Origin of the sequence: Halorientalis sp. LT38, assembly GCF_037031225.1 — an archaeon.
Taxonomy (GTDB): domain Archaea; phylum Halobacteriota; class Halobacteria; order Halobacteriales; family Haloarculaceae; genus Halorientalis; species Halorientalis halophila.
In genome coordinates this window covers 356,118-370,566 of sequence record NZ_JAYEZN010000001.1, presented here as the reverse complement: position 1 = coordinate 370,566, position 14,449 = coordinate 356,118, and the positions used below count along the sequence as shown (strand labels likewise).

The 14,449-nt window shown below is 67.4% G+C and carries 14 protein-coding genes; 8 read left to right on the top strand and 6 right to left on the bottom strand.

Annotation, left to right across the window (positions count from 1 at the left end; translation table 11 throughout):
• Positions 1-96 precede the first annotated feature (96 nt).
• The 3 genes from U5918_RS01985 (at position 97) to U5918_RS01975 (ending at position 2,701) form a co-directional block, all read left to right on the top strand.
• Positions 97-501 carry a CBS domain-containing protein gene (locus U5918_RS01985; RefSeq protein ID WP_335999082.1) on the top strand — a complete coding sequence of 135 codons (405 nt, stop codon included), beginning with the start codon at positions 97-99 and terminating at the stop codon, positions 499-501.
• Between the two features lie 97 nt (positions 502-598).
• Entirely contained in the window at positions 599-883 is a 285-nt protein-coding gene (locus tag U5918_RS01980) for a hypothetical protein (protein ID WP_335999081.1), read from the top strand.
• A gap of 405 nt (positions 884-1,288) precedes the next feature.
• Positions 1,289-2,701, top strand: coding sequence for a class II fumarate hydratase (locus tag U5918_RS01975; protein WP_335999079.1), 1,413 nt, complete (start codon positions 1,289-1,291; stop codon positions 2,699-2,701).
• Positions 2,702-2,843: 142 nt separating this feature from the next.
• On the opposite strand, the gene U5918_RS01970 is transcribed toward U5918_RS01975, so the two are convergent.
• Entirely contained in the window at positions 2,844-3,176 is a 333-nt protein-coding gene (locus U5918_RS01970) for a hypothetical protein (RefSeq protein WP_335999078.1), read from the bottom strand.
• 226 nt (positions 3,177-3,402) lie between these two features.
• Positions 3,403-3,966 (bottom strand): SCP2 sterol-binding domain-containing protein, encoded by a 564-nt coding sequence (locus U5918_RS01965; RefSeq protein WP_335999077.1) that lies wholly within the window; start codon positions 3,964-3,966, stop codon positions 3,403-3,405.
• Positions 3,967-4,118: 152 nt separating this feature from the next.
• Here U5918_RS01965 and gatE point away from each other — a divergent pair, with 152 nt between their 5' ends.
• Together gatE and U5918_RS01955 are read left to right on the top strand one after the other, a co-directional pair.
• On the top strand, positions 4,119-6,053 hold the full coding sequence (gatE, locus tag U5918_RS01960) for a Glu-tRNA(Gln) amidotransferase subunit GatE (protein WP_335999076.1): 1,935 nt from the start codon (positions 4,119-4,121) through the stop codon (positions 6,051-6,053).
• Positions 6,054-6,411: 358 nt separating this feature from the next.
• Entirely contained in the window at positions 6,412-7,017 is a 606-nt protein-coding gene (locus U5918_RS01955; RefSeq protein WP_335999075.1) for a ferritin-like domain-containing protein, read from the top strand.
• An 83-nt stretch (positions 7,018-7,100) separates the two neighbouring features.
• On the opposite strand, the gene U5918_RS01950 is transcribed toward U5918_RS01955, so the two are convergent.
• Together U5918_RS01950 and U5918_RS01945 are read right to left on the bottom strand one after the other, a co-directional pair.
• Positions 7,101-7,829, bottom strand: a complete 729-nt coding sequence (locus tag U5918_RS01950) for an RNA methyltransferase (RefSeq protein WP_335999074.1) — start codon at positions 7,827-7,829, stop codon at positions 7,101-7,103.
• Positions 7,829-8,353, bottom strand: coding sequence for a DUF8114 family protein (locus U5918_RS01945; RefSeq protein WP_335999072.1), 525 nt, complete (start codon positions 8,351-8,353; stop codon positions 7,829-7,831). The genes U5918_RS01950 and U5918_RS01945 overlap by 1 nt, the downstream gene beginning before the upstream one ends.
• A 136-nt stretch (positions 8,354-8,489) precedes the next feature.
• On the opposite strand from U5918_RS01945, the gene U5918_RS01940 reads away from it, so the two are divergent.
• The 3 genes from U5918_RS01940 to U5918_RS01930 all read left to right on the top strand — a co-directional run bounded on the left by U5918_RS01940 (position 8,490) and on the right by U5918_RS01930 (position 12,699).
• Complete coding sequence (locus U5918_RS01940) at positions 8,490-10,616, top strand: PAS domain S-box protein (RefSeq protein ID WP_335999070.1); 2,127 nt, start codon at positions 8,490-8,492, stop codon at positions 10,614-10,616.
• A 90-nt stretch (positions 10,617-10,706) separates the two neighbouring features.
• Positions 10,707-11,843: a dihydropteroate synthase gene (gene folP / locus U5918_RS01935; protein ID WP_335999068.1), complete on the top strand. Its 1,137-nt coding sequence runs from the start codon at positions 10,707-10,709 to the stop codon at positions 11,841-11,843.
• Positions 11,844-12,021: 178 nt separating this feature from the next.
• Positions 12,022-12,699 (top strand): 6-hydroxymethylpterin diphosphokinase MptE-like protein, encoded by a 678-nt coding sequence (locus U5918_RS01930; RefSeq protein WP_335999067.1) that lies wholly within the window; start codon positions 12,022-12,024, stop codon positions 12,697-12,699.
• Positions 12,700-12,720: 21 nt separating this feature from the next.
• Here U5918_RS01930 and U5918_RS01925 read toward each other — a convergent pair whose 3' ends face one another.
• Together U5918_RS01925 and U5918_RS01920 are read right to left on the bottom strand one after the other, a co-directional pair.
• Positions 12,721-13,419 carry a hypothetical protein gene (locus U5918_RS01925; protein ID WP_335999065.1) on the bottom strand — a complete coding sequence of 233 codons (699 nt, stop codon included), beginning with the start codon at positions 13,417-13,419 and terminating at the stop codon, positions 12,721-12,723.
• A 42-nt stretch (positions 13,420-13,461) separates the two neighbouring features.
• A complete protein-coding gene (locus U5918_RS01920; protein WP_335999064.1) occupies positions 13,462-14,433 on the bottom strand; it encodes a quinone oxidoreductase family protein in 972 nt (323 codons plus the stop codon).
• Between the last annotated feature and the right edge of the window lie 16 nt (positions 14,434-14,449).

The window sequence follows — 14,449 nt, the reverse complement described above, 5'->3', positions numbered from 1 at the left end:
CGACCTCGACGGTTCTGACAGACAGGGTGCGCGGAACCCGACCTCGTGCCGTTCCGGATCAATAGACATTAGCGGCCGACCGTCTTGGGTTATACTATGGATGATATCTTCGTCGCCCGTCTGATGTCGTCGGGCACGATTACCGTTTCACCGGACACGCTCGTCGAGGACGCTGCCGACATTCTGCTGGAGAAGCAGATCGGCTCGCTCGTCGTCGTCGACAGTCACAACCAGCTGAAGGGTATTCTCACGAGCACGGACTTCGTCCGCATCGTCGCCGAAAGCCAGCCAAAGGCGAGCACGACCGTCGAGAAGTACATGACCGACCAGGTCGTCACCGTCGAAGCACAGGACTCCATCCGGGACGCTGCGGACAAGATGATCACGTTCGATATCCAGCACCTCCCCGTCGTCGACGACGAGGCGGGTGTCATCGGAATGCTCTCGACGACGGACCTCACGGCCTACCTCTCGGACGTCGAGGACCCCTCGCCCGCGTAGGATCGGATCCCCCACACCAGCGCCACTCCGGAACAACTCACCGTTTCAGTGCGACCGAGTAGGAAGCTTGAGGGAGGCGACGGGCGAGTGGATACTCATGAGTCCGACCGTCCACGAGATTCGGAACGCGATTCGAGAGACGACAGGTCGCTTCGAACGGGAGGTCGATGCGTCGTTCACGAAGGAGGAACTGCAGGCAATCTGTGAGGCGCTCGGGGTGGCCCTCGACGAGCCGGACCGGCCGTCGACGACGCGGATGCGCCGACGAATCCGGGCGGCGGCCGGGATCGCAGCGTCGCCGGAGGAGGCCGACGACTCCACGTTCCGGAAGGCCGACCTCGAAGCGATTGCTGACGCGGTCGGGGCATCGTTCGAATCGTAGTCGCCAGCCGCCTCGTGGCTCGCGGGTCACTCAGTTCCCCTCGCGGGCTTCGCCCGCTCGCTCTCCCCGCTCGCTCAGTTGGCGGGCGCGCTCCCTCCGGTCGCGTCGCCCGCCCTGCTCACGGCTCGCTTCGCTCCCCGTTCCCCGTTCGGTGGTCTCCTTTCAGTCGTCCACCCGGCTCGGGGCTCCTTCGTCGCCGCTCGCACATTCCGAGGACTCGCTTCGGTCACGGGTCGCTCCGCTCCCCGTTCCCGTATCCGTGGACTCCCGCCGCTCGTCCGCGCCTCGCTCGTCCACCCGGCTCGCGGCTCCTTCGTCGCCGCTCGCTCAGTCGGCGGGCTCCCTTCGGTCGCCCGCCCGAATCCCATCCTTTTAGGACCACTCCGACCCGATTCCCGGACGATCATGACCGACGAGGACTTCCGCACCGAACAGGACAGTCTCGGCGAGATGCAGGTGCCTGCGGACGCCTACTGGGGCGCCCAGACCCAGCGCGCCATCCAGAACTTCCCCATCTCCGACGCGACCTTCGGCCGTCGCTTCGTCCGCGCGCTCGGAATCGTCAAGAAAGCCGCCGCGCAGGCCAACCTCGAACTCGACCTCATCCCAGAGGACAAGGCCGAATGCATCGTCGAGGCGGCCGACGAGGTCATCGCCGGCGAGCACGACGACCAGTTCCCGGTCGACGTGTTCCAGACCGGCTCGGGCACCTCCTCGAACATGAACGCGAACGAGGTCATCGCCAACCGCGCCACCGAAATCTACGGCGGAGAGATCGGCACGCGCGAGATCCACCCCAACGACCACGTCAACTTCGGCCAGTCGTCCAACGACGTGATCCCGACCGCGATGCACGTCGCCGCCCTCGAAGCCGTCGAAAAGGATCTCATCCCCGGGCTCGAGGTCCTCCGCGACGAACTCGCCGCCAAGGAGGAGGAGTTCGACGACGTCGTCAAGACCGGCCGGACGCACCTGCAGGACGCCACGCCCGTCACGCTCGGCCAGGAGTTCGGCGGCTACCGGACCCAGATCGAGAAGGGCATCGAGCGCGCCGAGAGCACGCGCGAGCGCCTCGGCGAACTCGCACTCGGCGGCACCGCCGTCGGCACGGGACTGAACACCCATCCCGACTTCCCCGCGCTCGCCGCCGAGAACATGAGCGATGAGACCGGGCTGGAGTTCCGCGAGGCCGACGACCACTTCGAGGCCCAGGCCGCCCACGACGCGATGTCGGAGGCCCACGGCCAGCTCCGGACGGTCGCGAACTCCCTGAACAAGATCGCGAACGACCTGCGCCTGCTCGCCTCCGGCCCGCGCAACGGCCTCGGTGAGATCGACCAGCCCGAGAACCAGCCCGGGTCGTCGATCATGCCCGGCAAGATCAACCCGGTCGTCGCCGAGGCGGTCAACCAGGTCCACAAGCAGGTCGTCGGCAACGACGCGGCCGTCTCGGCCGGCGCCGCGGAGGGTCAGATCGATCTGAACCTCTACAAGCCGGTCATCGCGTACAACTTCCTCCAGTCGGCGAAGCTGCTCGCCAACGCCAGCGAGGTCTTCGGCGAGAAGTTCGTCCACAAACTGGAGGCCGACGCCGAGCACTGCGAGGAGCGCGTCCAGCAGAGCATGGCGCTGGCGACCGCCCTCAACCCGGCGATCGGCTACGACAAGGCCAGCAAGGTCGCGAAGCAGGCTCTCGCCGAGGGCAAGACCATCCGCGAGGTCGTCCTCGAGGAAGGCTACCTCGACGAGGACGAGGTCGACGAGGTGCTCGACCCGATGAAGATGACCGAGCGCGGGATTCTGTCGGCCGACGACTGAGGCGGGGACGGCCGGCCGGATCCCGGATTGAGGAACGGGGGGAGATCACCCGCGAGCGAGACGGAGACGGCGGACCAACTCCCACTCGAGACCGCACTGCCACGAGCGGCGCTGAGGATTGCGCCGCGTCCGGGGTCGACTCTCAGCTGTCACCGGCTCTGGACAGGAGGAAGAACCCCGCGAACACACCGAGGTAGCCGAGCCCCCCGGCGAGGAAGCCGGCGTTCTGGACGCGAATGGCGTCACGCAGCGACAGCAACGGACTCACTCGCGGACTGCCCGTGGCGGCGAGTGCGACCGCCTGTCCGCCCAGCGCGAGAACGGTACCCACGGAGAGGACGCGGATCGCTCGCCGACGCAGTGCAGGGTCCGCGCCAGATTGCTGTCCGTTCACGTACCAGTAGAGACCACCGACGACGAGTAGCTGAAATCCGACCGCGACGAGACCGAGCACGACGAATCCGGGGACCGTCATCAGGCTGCAGCGACGTGCCCCCCCGACATCAAAGTCGAGGGGATTTCGCAGCCCAAACCGGCCGATTGCGGGGCCGCTATCTGTCGCCTTGCCAGCGACAGCGGGCCCGACGGTCTGCCTGCGATCCGCCGGAGAAGTTACGGGAGTCGGACCGAGAGAGAACGGCGTTGGGGCTACCCTGCGCTCGGTCGTGTCGCCGGCACACAGGCCGGACCGTCACGGCGATTCACTCCGGCAGTTTCTCCGCGAGCTTGCCCATCGTCGTCGCGAGTTGATCGCCGGTCGCCTCGGAGCCCTCCATCTCGAACACGCCGTTCTCGTAGCCGCTCACGGGGTCGAGTTGCCCGGTCGTCAGGTCGGTCAGGACGTTGGCCGGGCCGCGGATCTCGAGGTCGGGGTCCTCGCGCAGGCCGGCGCCGCCGGAGACGTCGCCCTCGTCGGCGTCGAGTTCGAGGTGGCTCGCCATCGGGGCGTCGGTGGCCTCGAAGTTGACGATCGTGTCCTGTTCGATGGACTGCTGGACGTCGGGGCTGAACTGCGCGAGGAGTTCGACGCCCTGCCACTGCAGTTCCTGGAACTGGTCGACGGTATCGGGGTTCTCGGCGGCGAACTCGGCCACGTCGACGTCGCCGACGCGGTCGATCACGTCGGACAGGAGGAGGGGGTTCTGGAGGGCGAGGACCTCCACCTGGCCCTCGATCGCGTCGAGGACGGCGGGCAGTTCCTCGGTGAGTTCCTCCGTCGGCAGCTCCAGTACGCGCTCGACCTCGTCGGCGAGTTCCTCGGTCATCCCCTCTCCGTTACAGTGGCACGCCCAAGCCCCTGTCTCGTCGGTTCCGAGGCGATTTATCAGTCCGCCGACGCCGACGGGTTGCGGACCGACAGCCGACGCGCTGGCCGGAAGGGTGCGTTTTTTGACCGCCGGCCCCGCAGGTTCGCGCAATGACTGACGCGGACGCCTTCGACTACGAGGAACTGGGGCTGGTGGCCGGACTGGAGATCCACCAGCAACTCGACACCGAGACGAAACTGTTCTGCGCGTGTCCGACCGCGCTGCGCGACCCCGCCGAGTCGACGCGTCGGTTCACCCGCTATCTCCACCCCACCAAGTCCGAACTGGGAGAGATCGACGACGCCGCCCTCGAGGAGAGCCGCGTCGACCGCGAGTTCGAGTACCTCGCCTACGATACCACCTGTCTGGTCGAGGAGGACGACGAGCCGCCCCACCGCGTCGACGGGGAAGCCATGGAGACGACCATGGAGATCGCCCAACTGCTCGACATGCAGGTCGTCGACCAGGTCAACGTCATGCGCAAGATCGTCGTCGACGGCTCCAACACGACCGGCTTCCAGCGATCGATGCTGGTCGCCAACGACGGGCAGATCGAGACCAGCGAGGGTCCGGTCGGCATCGAGGACATGCTGCTCGAGGAGGAGTCCTGCCAGCGCGTCGAAGAGACCGAGGTGGGCGTCCGGTTCAGCCTCGATCGCCTGGGCATTCCCCTCGTCGAGATCGGGACCAAACCGGACATTCGCTCGCCCGAACAGGCCAAGGAGGCGGCGAAACGGATCGGGATGCTCCTGCGCTCGACCGGGCAGGTCAAGCGCGGCCTGGGAACCATCCGCCAGGACGTGAACGTCTCCATCGCCGACGGCGCGCGCATCGAGATGAAGGGCGTCCAGAGCCTCGACGACATCGACGACCTCGTGCGCAACGAGGTCCGGCGGCAGGTCGAACTGGTCGAGATCGCAGACGAACTGAACGAGCGAAACGCTGCAGTCGGCGATCCACAGGACGTGACCGAGGTCTTCGAGGATAGCGAGGCGCGAAGCGCCTCGGACCATGCGAGCGGGCAAAGCCCGCGAGCAGACACGGACTCGGGCGTCATCGGCGGTGCCCTGTCCTCGGGCGGCGTCGTCCGAGCGGTTCGCCTCGAGGGCTTCGACGGGATCGTCGGCCGGGAGATCCAGCCGGACCGCCGCCTTGGAACGGAATTCTCCGATCACGCCAAGCGCCACGGCGCGGGCGGCATCTTCCACACCGACGAACTGCCGGCCTACGGCGTCACCGACGAGGAGGTCGACGCCCTCCGGGACGCCGTGGATGCCGAACCCGAGGACGCGGTCGCGATCGTCGCTGACGACCCCGAGACGGCCGAGATGGCCATCGAGGCCGTCGCCGAGCGCGCAGAGACCGCGATGGACGGGGTTCCCGAGGAGACCCGGGACGCCAACGAGGACGGCACCTCCCGCTACCTCCGACCGCTCCCCGGCGCGGCGCGGATGTACCCCGAAACGGACGTGCCGCCGGTCGAACCGGACCCCGCCGAGGTCGAGACGCCCGAGTTACTCACCGAGAAGGTCGAGCGCTACCAGGCCGACCACGGTCTCGGCGAGGGCGTCGCCGAGCAGGTGGCCTACGGTCGCCGCTGGGACCTGTTCGAGGCGGCCGTCGAGATGGGCGTCGACCCGAACCTCGCGGCGCGAACCGTCGAGTCCGACGTGACGGAACTGCGCCGCGACGACGTGCCGGTCGAGAACCTGACGGACGAGCACTTCCGGGGCGTGTTCGACCTGCTCGCCGCGGAGGAGATCGCGAAGGAGGGCGTCCCGGACCTCCTCACCGCGCTGGCGGAGAACCCCGACTACTCGGCCGCGGAAGCCGCCGACGAGGAGGACCTCGGCAGCGCCGGAGAGGACGAGGTCCGCGAGGCGGTCGTGGAAGTCGTCGAGCGCAACGCCGAGCAGGTGGACGAGGAGGGAATGCAGGCCTTCTCGGGGCTGATGGGCGAGTGCATGGGCGCGCTTCGCGGGCAGGCCGACGGCGACCTCGTCAGCGAAGTGTTGCGAGAAGAGATTCAGAAGCGGGCGAGTTGAGACCGGAACCCGGCCCAAACGGGTGGTCACCTGCGCCAGCGGCCGGCTCGGTGACAGCTCTCGGAGCTAAGTCCGGCTTAGGTCCGGACAGCGCGACCCCGAAGCCGGTCCACGGATTGGTCGACTAGCTTCCCTTACTCGGACGGCGTCTGCGGAGCCGCTCCCCGGGAGCGTTCAAAGCTCCTTCATTACAATGGGGGCGCGGTCCTCCGTCACTGGAGTGACGTACGATACTGACAGCAGCGAAACGAAACGTGACGGAGATACCGAATCGGCCGGGTCCAGGCGGCGGTTCCTCAGCGGGTCCGCCGGCGTCGTCGGTGGTATCGCTCTGGGAAGTGCGATCGGAGTGCAACCGGTGCTCGCACACGATGACGACGACGAAGACGGGGACGGCGACACTCCGCCGTCGGCGGTCGTCGACGAAGACACCTTCGAGGACGACGTCGAGATCCTGAATTACGCCCTCACGCTCGAGTTCCTGGAGGCCGAGTTCTACGATCGAGCCCTCGACAACCTCGACGAGAGCGATCTCCTGGCGGTCAGTCCGGTCGAGGACCTCGACGCGGAAAATCGGGACCGGATCGTCGACGACCTGGAGATCATCAGGGACCAGGAGGAGACCCACGCAGAAACTCTCGAGAGCGTCGTCGAGGACCTGGGCGAAGACCCGGTGGCTGAACCCGACTTCGAATTCGGGTCCGCGGTCACCGACGCCGAGGAGTTCCTCGCAACGGCTGCAGTTCTCGAGGACACGGGTGTCGCGGCCTACGCCGGAGCGGCCCCAGCCATCGAGGACCCGGACCTCGTGCCGCCCGCGCTGAGCATCCACAGCGTCGAGGGGCGCCACGCTTCCTTCGTCAGGACGGTCGGGGGCGAAGTCGGGTTCCCCGCCGCGTTCGACCAGCCACTCCCGCCCGAAACGGTTCGCGAGCGCGCGGCCCAGTTCATCGCGGACGACTGAGCCACAGGCCACCGGGGTCTGCCCCCGGCAGTGACTCCCGCCGAGACCGGCGAAGTGACCCCGTCGGACCGCCAGCGACCTCGTTACTCGCCGTCCTCGGCCCGCTCGATCCGCTGGCCGGCCTTCCGGAAGATCCCACGTAGCGTCCGGGCTTCACGCCCGGTGGGATGTGCGCGACCGATCACTCGTCGCCACAGTCTGCTGGCCTTGCCGCGTTTCTCTTCTGGGTGGCCGATGTCCTCGAGGAACGTCTCGAACTGATCGTGGAGTCCCTCGATCGCCTGCTGGTCGGCCCGTTCGTGGCGGTCCTCGGGGTGCTGTATCTCGGAGACGGTCAGGTCACGGAGTTCGTACAGGACGATCGTCGCGGCCTGCCCCAGGTTCAGGACGGGGTAATCGTCGGTCGCGGGGATGGAGCAGACCTGGTCCATCCGGGCGAGTTCGTCGTTCGTGAGGCCGACGCGTTCGCGGCCGAAGACGACGGCCGTCTCGGACTCGATCCCCCGCAGGTCGGCGGCGAGTTCGGCGGGCGTCAGGAACGGGTAGCGGACGTGTTTGGTCGCGTCCTCGTTCGTGATAGCCGTGCAGCCGACGGTGTGGTACTCGGAGACGAGTTCGTCGAACGTGAGTTCGCGGGCGTTCGGGAGGACGTCCTCACGGGCCTGGCCGGCGAAGCCGTAGGCCTCCCCGTCGGGGTCGAGTTCGGGCGGGTCGACCAGCAACAGCTCGTCGAGTCCGAAGTTCTTCATCGAGCGGGCGATGGTGCCGACGTTCCCCGGCTCGGTCGCGTCGACGACGGCGACGGCGACCATCAGAGGTCGAGGTCGTCGAGGTCGACCCCGAGCGCGTCGAGTTTCTCGTCTTCGAGCTTGTCCAGCTCCTCCTCCAGCGTCGGGAGCTCCTCGCTCGGGTCGGGTTCGGGGAGGTCCTCGTCGTCGGTGTCGACGTGGTCGATGCCCCCGTACCCCTCGGGCGCGCGGCCGCCGTCGTCGAACCAGGCGTAGAAGGCGTCCTCGAGGTCGGTGTCGCCGGCGTACCGTTTGCCGTCCTCCTCGCGGAACCAGTAGAGGAAGTCGACCTCGTGCTCGGGACAGAGCAGCACCTCTCCGAGCGGTTCGCCGTAGACGATGCGGGCGACGTTGCATCGCTGGATTTCCTCGTCGCCGTGGATCAGATAGCAGGCGTCGCACGGCTCACCCATCATCGACGCGAGGCGGACGATCCGGTCCCGCGTCTCGGGTTCCATCATGCCGAGTGGCACGAGCTCGCCGTTCTCGTCGAACACCTCGTCCTCGTCGAACCGCCAGCCGCGCAGCCCGATGTTGACCTTGCCCATGCCCGGACGTACTGGGTAGCCGAACAAAAAGCGCGCGACTCGGCTCGCACGGCAATGACCCGATTCTCGAATCCACCGATGGATCGGGTGGTATTTTAACGGCCGGTCCAAACTCAGAACAACTAGCTGGAGATTCATGGCCGCGAACACGAGTTACGACGTGCTCTACGTCGGAAGTGACGATCGCATCGCGACGGGCCTCGCCGACTCTGGATCTCTCGATATCGTCAGCGAGCGCACACGGGAGGACGCGCTCGACAGGTTGTCGGAGAAGCCGTTCGACTGTCTCGTCTCCGACGCCGAGCTACCGGACTGCGGTGTGCTCTCGATTCGCCGTGACGCCCGCGAGCGAGTTCCGACGCTCCCCTTCGTGGTCCTGGTCGGCGACGACGACACGGACGTCGTCGCGGACCTGCGTGAAGACGCTGCGACCGAGTACGTGCTCGTGGACGCCGAACCCGACCCTGTCGCGACGGTGGCCAAACGCGTTGGCGAGGCTATCGCAAAGGGTGATGGCGGGAGGTCGGCCGATTCCGCCGAGTTGAAGGCGGCCCTCGTCGAGGAGGCGACGGACGCCATCTGGGTGGTCGACGAGTCGCGGACGGTCACCTACGCCAACGAGTCGACGGCGCGGCTGTTCGGATGTGAGACGGCTGCAGTGATCGGCGAGGATGCGTTACGAGCGGTCGATCCCGTCGACACCGAATCGGTCCGAGATCTGTTCGACACCTCGCTCGCCAACCCCGATCGGACGGTGATGGGCGAGTTCAGAGTTCGGCCGGCGGACGCCGCCCAGCGCTGGGTCGAGTGTCGGTGTCGCAACCGGGTGAGCGACGCTGCGATCCAGGGCCTCGTCGTCACGCTAACCGACGTGACCGAGCGAAAGCGAAAGGAGCGGGAACTCCGCCGGTTCCGGCAGGCCGTCGAACAGGCCGGTCACGCGATCTACATCACCGATACCGATGGCACTATCGAGTACGCGAACCCCGCGTTCGAGGAATCGACGGGGTATTCTCGGATGGAGGCGGTCGGAGAGAACCCCAACATCCTCAACTCCGGCGAACACAGTCGGGAGTTCTACGGCTGCCTCTGGAAAACGATCCTCTCGGGGGACGTCTGGCGGGGAGAGGTGATCAACGAGCGCAGCGACGGCTATCGGTACGTCATCGAGCAGACGATCGCCCCGATCGAAGACGAGTCGGCTACCATCGACGGGTTCGTCGCGATCAACACCGACGTGACCCAGCGGAAAGCCTACCAACAGCGGCTCCAGGACTACGAGCGAATCATCGAGAACCTGCCCGTCGGCGTCTATCGGACGACTGCCGAACCGGACGGCGAGTTCGTCGAAGTGAACGCCAGTCTCGTGTCGATCTACGGCGCCTACTCGAAGAACGAACTGCTGGCCGAACCCGTCGAGAGCTTCTACGTCGACCCCGAGGATCGCAAGGCGTTGCGGGCAGCGCTTCGCGAGAACGGGCACGTCACCGAGTTCGAGGTCGAACAACGGACGCTCTCGGGGGAGCGGATCGACGTGACGCTCTCGGCGATCCTGACGGAGGAGGACGGCGAGGTGTACATCGACGGTATCCTCCAGGACGTCACGGATCGCCGCCAGCGCGAGCGCGAACTGGAGCGGAAAAACGAGCAGCTCGAACAGTTCGCGAGCATCGTCACGCACGACTTGCGCAACCCGCTCAACGTCGCCCAGTCGCGGCTCGAACTGATACGGCGGGGCGACGACTCCGAGGACCTCGCCGTCATGGCGGAGCAACTGGTTCGGATGGAGGAACTCATCGAGGACGTGCTCGCGATCGCGCGTCACGGGCAACAGGTCGACGACAGGGAACCCGTCGAGATCGCGCCACTCGCCGAGAGTTGCTGGCAGACCGTCGAGACCGGCGACGCCGAGCTGGTCCTCGACACCGACCGAACGATCTCGGTGGACACCAGCCGCATCCAGCAACTGTTCGAGAACCTCTTTCGCAACGCTATCGAACACGGCGGGCGGGACGTGACGATCCGGGTCGGTACGCTGTCGGACGGATTCTACGTGGAGGACGACGGCCCCGGCATCCCGGAGGGCGAACGCGAAGCCGTGTTCGATCACGGGTACACCACCGACGACGACGGAACGGGGTTCGGGCTCAACATCGTCAAAGAAATCGTCAACGCACACGGGTGGACGGTTCGTGTGACCGAGGGGACGACCGGCGGTGCGCGGTTCGAGATCACCGGCATCGATCAGCGGGACGCGGCGTAGGGGGTCGAAAGCGGTAGCGTCACGGCCCAGGAGAGCGCCCACCCTGCCGCGAATCACGTCGTTTTAGCGGCTGGGTTCCCTGGAACGGGTATGCGCAACGTAGACGCGGCCGGGCTGGGCATCGGCGACGACCATCCGCCCCGCATCATGGGGGTGCTGAACGTCTCCAGCGAGTCGCCCTACGATCCCAGCGTCTACGACGACCCCGGCGAGGCCGCCCGGTACGTCGACGAGGCCCTGATCGACGAGGGGGCCGACATCGTCGACGTCGGCCTCGAGTCGGCCAACAAGAAGTTCGACGTCCTCTCCGCCGAGGGGGAACTCGACCGGCTCGACACCGCCGTCGAGGCGATGGAGAGTGTCTCCGGCGACGCCGTCTTCTCCATCGAGACGCGATACAACGAGGTCGCCGAGGCGGCCCTCGCCCGGGGGTTCGACATGGTCAACGACATCTGTGGCTTCGCCGACCCGGAGATGCCCGAGGTCTGTGCCGATTACGACGTGGCCGTGGCGAAGATGGCGAGCCCGCCGGATCTGGAGCGGCCCGGAGCCATTGCCGACGTGGACGACATCTACGACGCCCTCGAACTGAACGGCTTTACGGACAAGACGATCCTCGACCCCGCCTTCGGCGGCTGGAGCGAGGACAAGACGACGGACGACGACCGGGAGACCTTCCGCCGGCTCCGGGAGTTCCGTGGCTACGGCTACCCCCTGCTGGTCTCGATCAACCGGAAGAACTTCCTCCGGGAGATCCCCGGCCGATCGACCGAAGACGCGCTCCCGGCCAGTCTGGCTGCGACGTCGATGGCCGTCGAACGCGGTGCCCACGTCGTCAGGACCCACGACGTCGCCGAGACGCGGGACGCCGCCCTCGTGGGCGACGCCTTCGCTCGCGAGCGGGTCAGGACGCCCGAAGTCGAAGAACTCGACGTGACCACGCCGGGAGAGGCGGCCCGACACCTGGACCGGCTCGGCGTCGACGCCGCCTACGCCGACGACGCCGCCGTCCGGGTCTTCGAACTGTCCGGGCTGACCGCGGACGACCGAGAGCGACTGCGGGACGTAGCCGGGACCTACGGCGTGACGGCGACCGAGGGCGCGGCCGGGAAGGTCCTGCTCGTTGGGACCGTCGGGGCGTTCGATCGACTCGCCGACGGGGTCGACGAGCCAGCGGCAGTCGCGACCGCGCTCGGAGCGATTAAGCGAGGCCTTTCCGGCCGGTAACGAGTGCTTATTCGCGGGCCCACGACCGGGCGATGGAGGTGTCTGACGAAGAGAAAACTTATGCCAGATGCGCCAGAATGGGGGGTTGAAGGCCGAAAGGGCACCCGGGTAGGGGTACCAGGTTGTGCCACTTCGGCTCACCTCGATTTATATAGGACCGAACCGGTGAGCGACTAGCATGGAGTTTTCCACCTGGGAACCCGCCTACGAGGCCGTCCTCGCGGACTTCGGCTACGACCGCCGGGCCGACGAACGCGCTCGGGACGTGCTGGCCGAACTGGCCGGCCCCTTCGACAGCGCGCGACTCGACTTCTCGGATCGAACCGTGGCCGTCGCGGGTGCCGGCCCGTCGCTCGCCGACGAGACCCGTCAGGCCACAGCGGCCGACGTCGTGGTGGCCGCCTCGACGGCCGCCGACGTTCTCGTGGACGCCGGCGTCGGCGTCGACTGCATGGTCACCGACCTCGACAAGAACCCCGAGACGGCACGAGAGCTGACCCACGGCGGTGTGCCGGTGGCGACCCACGCCCACGGGGACAACGTCGACGCCGTCCGGGAGTGGGTGCCCCGATTCGAGGGTGAACAGGTCCTCCCGACGACCCAGGCCGAGCCAGTCGGCCCGGTCGCGAACTTCGGCGGGTTCACCGACGGCGACCGGGCGGCCTTCCTCGCCGATCACTTCGGCGCGGCCGACCTGGTGTTCGTCGGCTGGGATTTCGACGACCCGACAGTGAGCGATGCGAAACGGCGAAAACTCGCATGGGCCGAGCGGTTGCTGTACTGGCTCGAACAGCGCCGCGACGAGCGGTTCGCGGTCCTCGACGGTCGCCGCGGGGATCTCTCGCTGTCCTGGTAACCGTCGCCAACATCTCCCGCCTCAGTTCTCCGCGAACCGCTCGTCGAGTTCCGTCAGGGTGGACTCGACGACGGCTCGTTCCGCTCGCTCCACGACGCGGGCGACTTCGTCGGTGTACTCGACGGTGACCGAGGGCAGGCGCGAGACCAGTGGGCCGCCGAAGACGTCGCCCGGATCGATCTCGGTCTCGAAGACGAAGGCGTCGGGGAACTCGCGGAGCGGCGCGCCGACGGCGAAGTGGGTCCGGACCAGTTCGGCGGCTCGATCGCGGTCCAGGGCGTCGACCGCGGCGGCCCAGAACTCGGATTCCGGGGACTCGACGAGGGGCCGGGCGGCTTCGGCCAGCCGTCGCTGCCTGTCGAGCTGGGTGCGGACCACGTCCGCCCGGCGGTCCCCGCGGACGTCCGGTCGGAGATGGGTGAGATAGACGTCCGTGTCGCGGACCTGGGCTTCGTAGTCGGCGAAGTCGGCGTCCGGGTCGGCGGCGTAGTCGAGGATGGGGTCGAACTGCGCGAGGATCCGTCGGCGGTAGTCCCGGAGCTCGGGCCGGACGACGGTCCGGTCGAGCCGCCGGCTGTTCTTCAGCAGCTGGCTGACGAGACGACTGCTGGCACCCGACTCGCCGCGGAGGACGGCGACGACGTCGAACTCCTCGTAGGCGGTGTCGACGATGTCCTCGACGAACTCGGCGAACCCGGCACGGACTGCCTCGCGGGTCATCACCCCGGCTAGGGGCGGATGGCCCCTAATGCTACTGGTGGACTAGGGCGTCAGAACGACCTTCCCGCTGGACTTGCGGTCCTCGATGTACTGGTGGGCCTCGGCCGCGTCTTCGAGGTCGAAGTTCGTCCCCACGATCACCTCGAGGTCGCCGCTCGCCAGTTGCTCGGTCAACTTCGGGACGGCCTGGAACACCCGACCGGGGTCGCGGTACATGGCCTGGCCGAGGTGGTAGCCGATGACCGTGTGGTTGTTGAAGAGGAGGTCGGCGGTGTTGGGCTGGCCCGGTTCGCCCGATGCGGCGCCGAATGAGACCATCCGGCCGAAGTGGGTCAGCGCCTTCAGGCTCTCCGTGGTCGTCTCGCTCCCGATCCCGTCGAGCACGAGGTCCACGCCGTCGCCGTCCGTGACGTCGTTCACCTGCTCGACGAAGTCCACCTCGGTGTACTGGATCGGGTGATCACAGCCCAGTTCTTCCGCCAGCGAGAGCTTCTCCTCGGTGCTGGCGGTGCCGAACACCTCGGCGCCGGCGTTGCTCGCGAGCTGGACGGCCGCGGTACCGACCCCGCCGGCGGCGGCGTGGATCAGCACCTGCTCGTCCTCGGTCAGGTCGCCCCACTCGAAGAGGCAGTTGTGGGCGGTGAGGAACTGGACCGGGAAGCCCGCGCCCTCCTCGTAGGACATCCCCTCGGGCAGGTCGAACAGGCCCGCGGCGTTGGCGATGGCGTACTCTGCGTAGCCGCCCTCTTCGACGAAGCCCATCACCTCGTCGCCGACCTCGCGGCCGACCCCATCGCCCACGGCGTCGACGACGCCGGCGACCTCCATCCCGGGCACGTACGGCGGCTCGGGTCCGCCCTGGTAGTGGCCCCGGCGCTGCATGATGTCCGCGAAGTTGATCCCCGCGGCCTTCACCTCGATCCGGACCTCGCCGCTGCCCGGCTCCGGCTTCTCCCGCTCCGTGACCGTCAGCTGGTCGCTCTCACCGAACTCTGTTACCTCAGCTACCTGCATATGCTTACAATGGAAA

Coding starts and splice junctions, on each gene's coding strand:
- U5918_RS01980 (WP_335999081.1), top strand. CDS start 599: ATGAGTCCGACCGTCCACGAGATTCGGAACGCGATTCGAGAGACGACA.
- gatE (WP_335999076.1), top strand. CDS start 4,119: ATGACTGACGCGGACGCCTTCGACTACGAGGAACTGGGGCTGGTGGCC.
- U5918_RS01950 (WP_335999074.1), bottom strand. CDS start 7,829: ATGGTCGCCGTCGCCGTCGTCGACGCGACCGAGCCGGGGAACGTCGGC.
- U5918_RS01965 (WP_335999077.1), bottom strand. CDS start 3,966: ATGACCGAGGAACTCGCCGACGAGGTCGAGCGCGTACTGGAGCTGCCG.
- U5918_RS01930 (WP_335999067.1), top strand. CDS start 12,022: ATGGAGTTTTCCACCTGGGAACCCGCCTACGAGGCCGTCCTCGCGGAC.
- U5918_RS01940 (WP_335999070.1), top strand. CDS start 8,490: ATGGCCGCGAACACGAGTTACGACGTGCTCTACGTCGGAAGTGACGAT.
- U5918_RS01925 (WP_335999065.1), bottom strand. CDS start 13,419: ATGACCCGCGAGGCAGTCCGTGCCGGGTTCGCCGAGTTCGTCGAGGAC.
- U5918_RS01985 (WP_335999082.1), top strand. CDS start 97: ATGGATGATATCTTCGTCGCCCGTCTGATGTCGTCGGGCACGATTACC.
- U5918_RS01920 (WP_335999064.1), bottom strand. CDS start 14,433: ATGCAGGTAGCTGAGGTAACAGAGTTCGGTGAGAGCGACCAGCTGACG.
- U5918_RS01945 (WP_335999072.1), bottom strand. CDS start 8,353: ATGGGCAAGGTCAACATCGGGCTGCGCGGCTGGCGGTTCGACGAGGAC.
- U5918_RS01970 (WP_335999078.1), bottom strand. CDS start 3,176: ATGACGGTCCCCGGATTCGTCGTGCTCGGTCTCGTCGCGGTCGGATTT.
- folP (WP_335999068.1), top strand. CDS start 10,707: ATGCGCAACGTAGACGCGGCCGGGCTGGGCATCGGCGACGACCATCCG.
- U5918_RS01975 (WP_335999079.1), top strand. CDS start 1,289: ATGACCGACGAGGACTTCCGCACCGAACAGGACAGTCTCGGCGAGATG.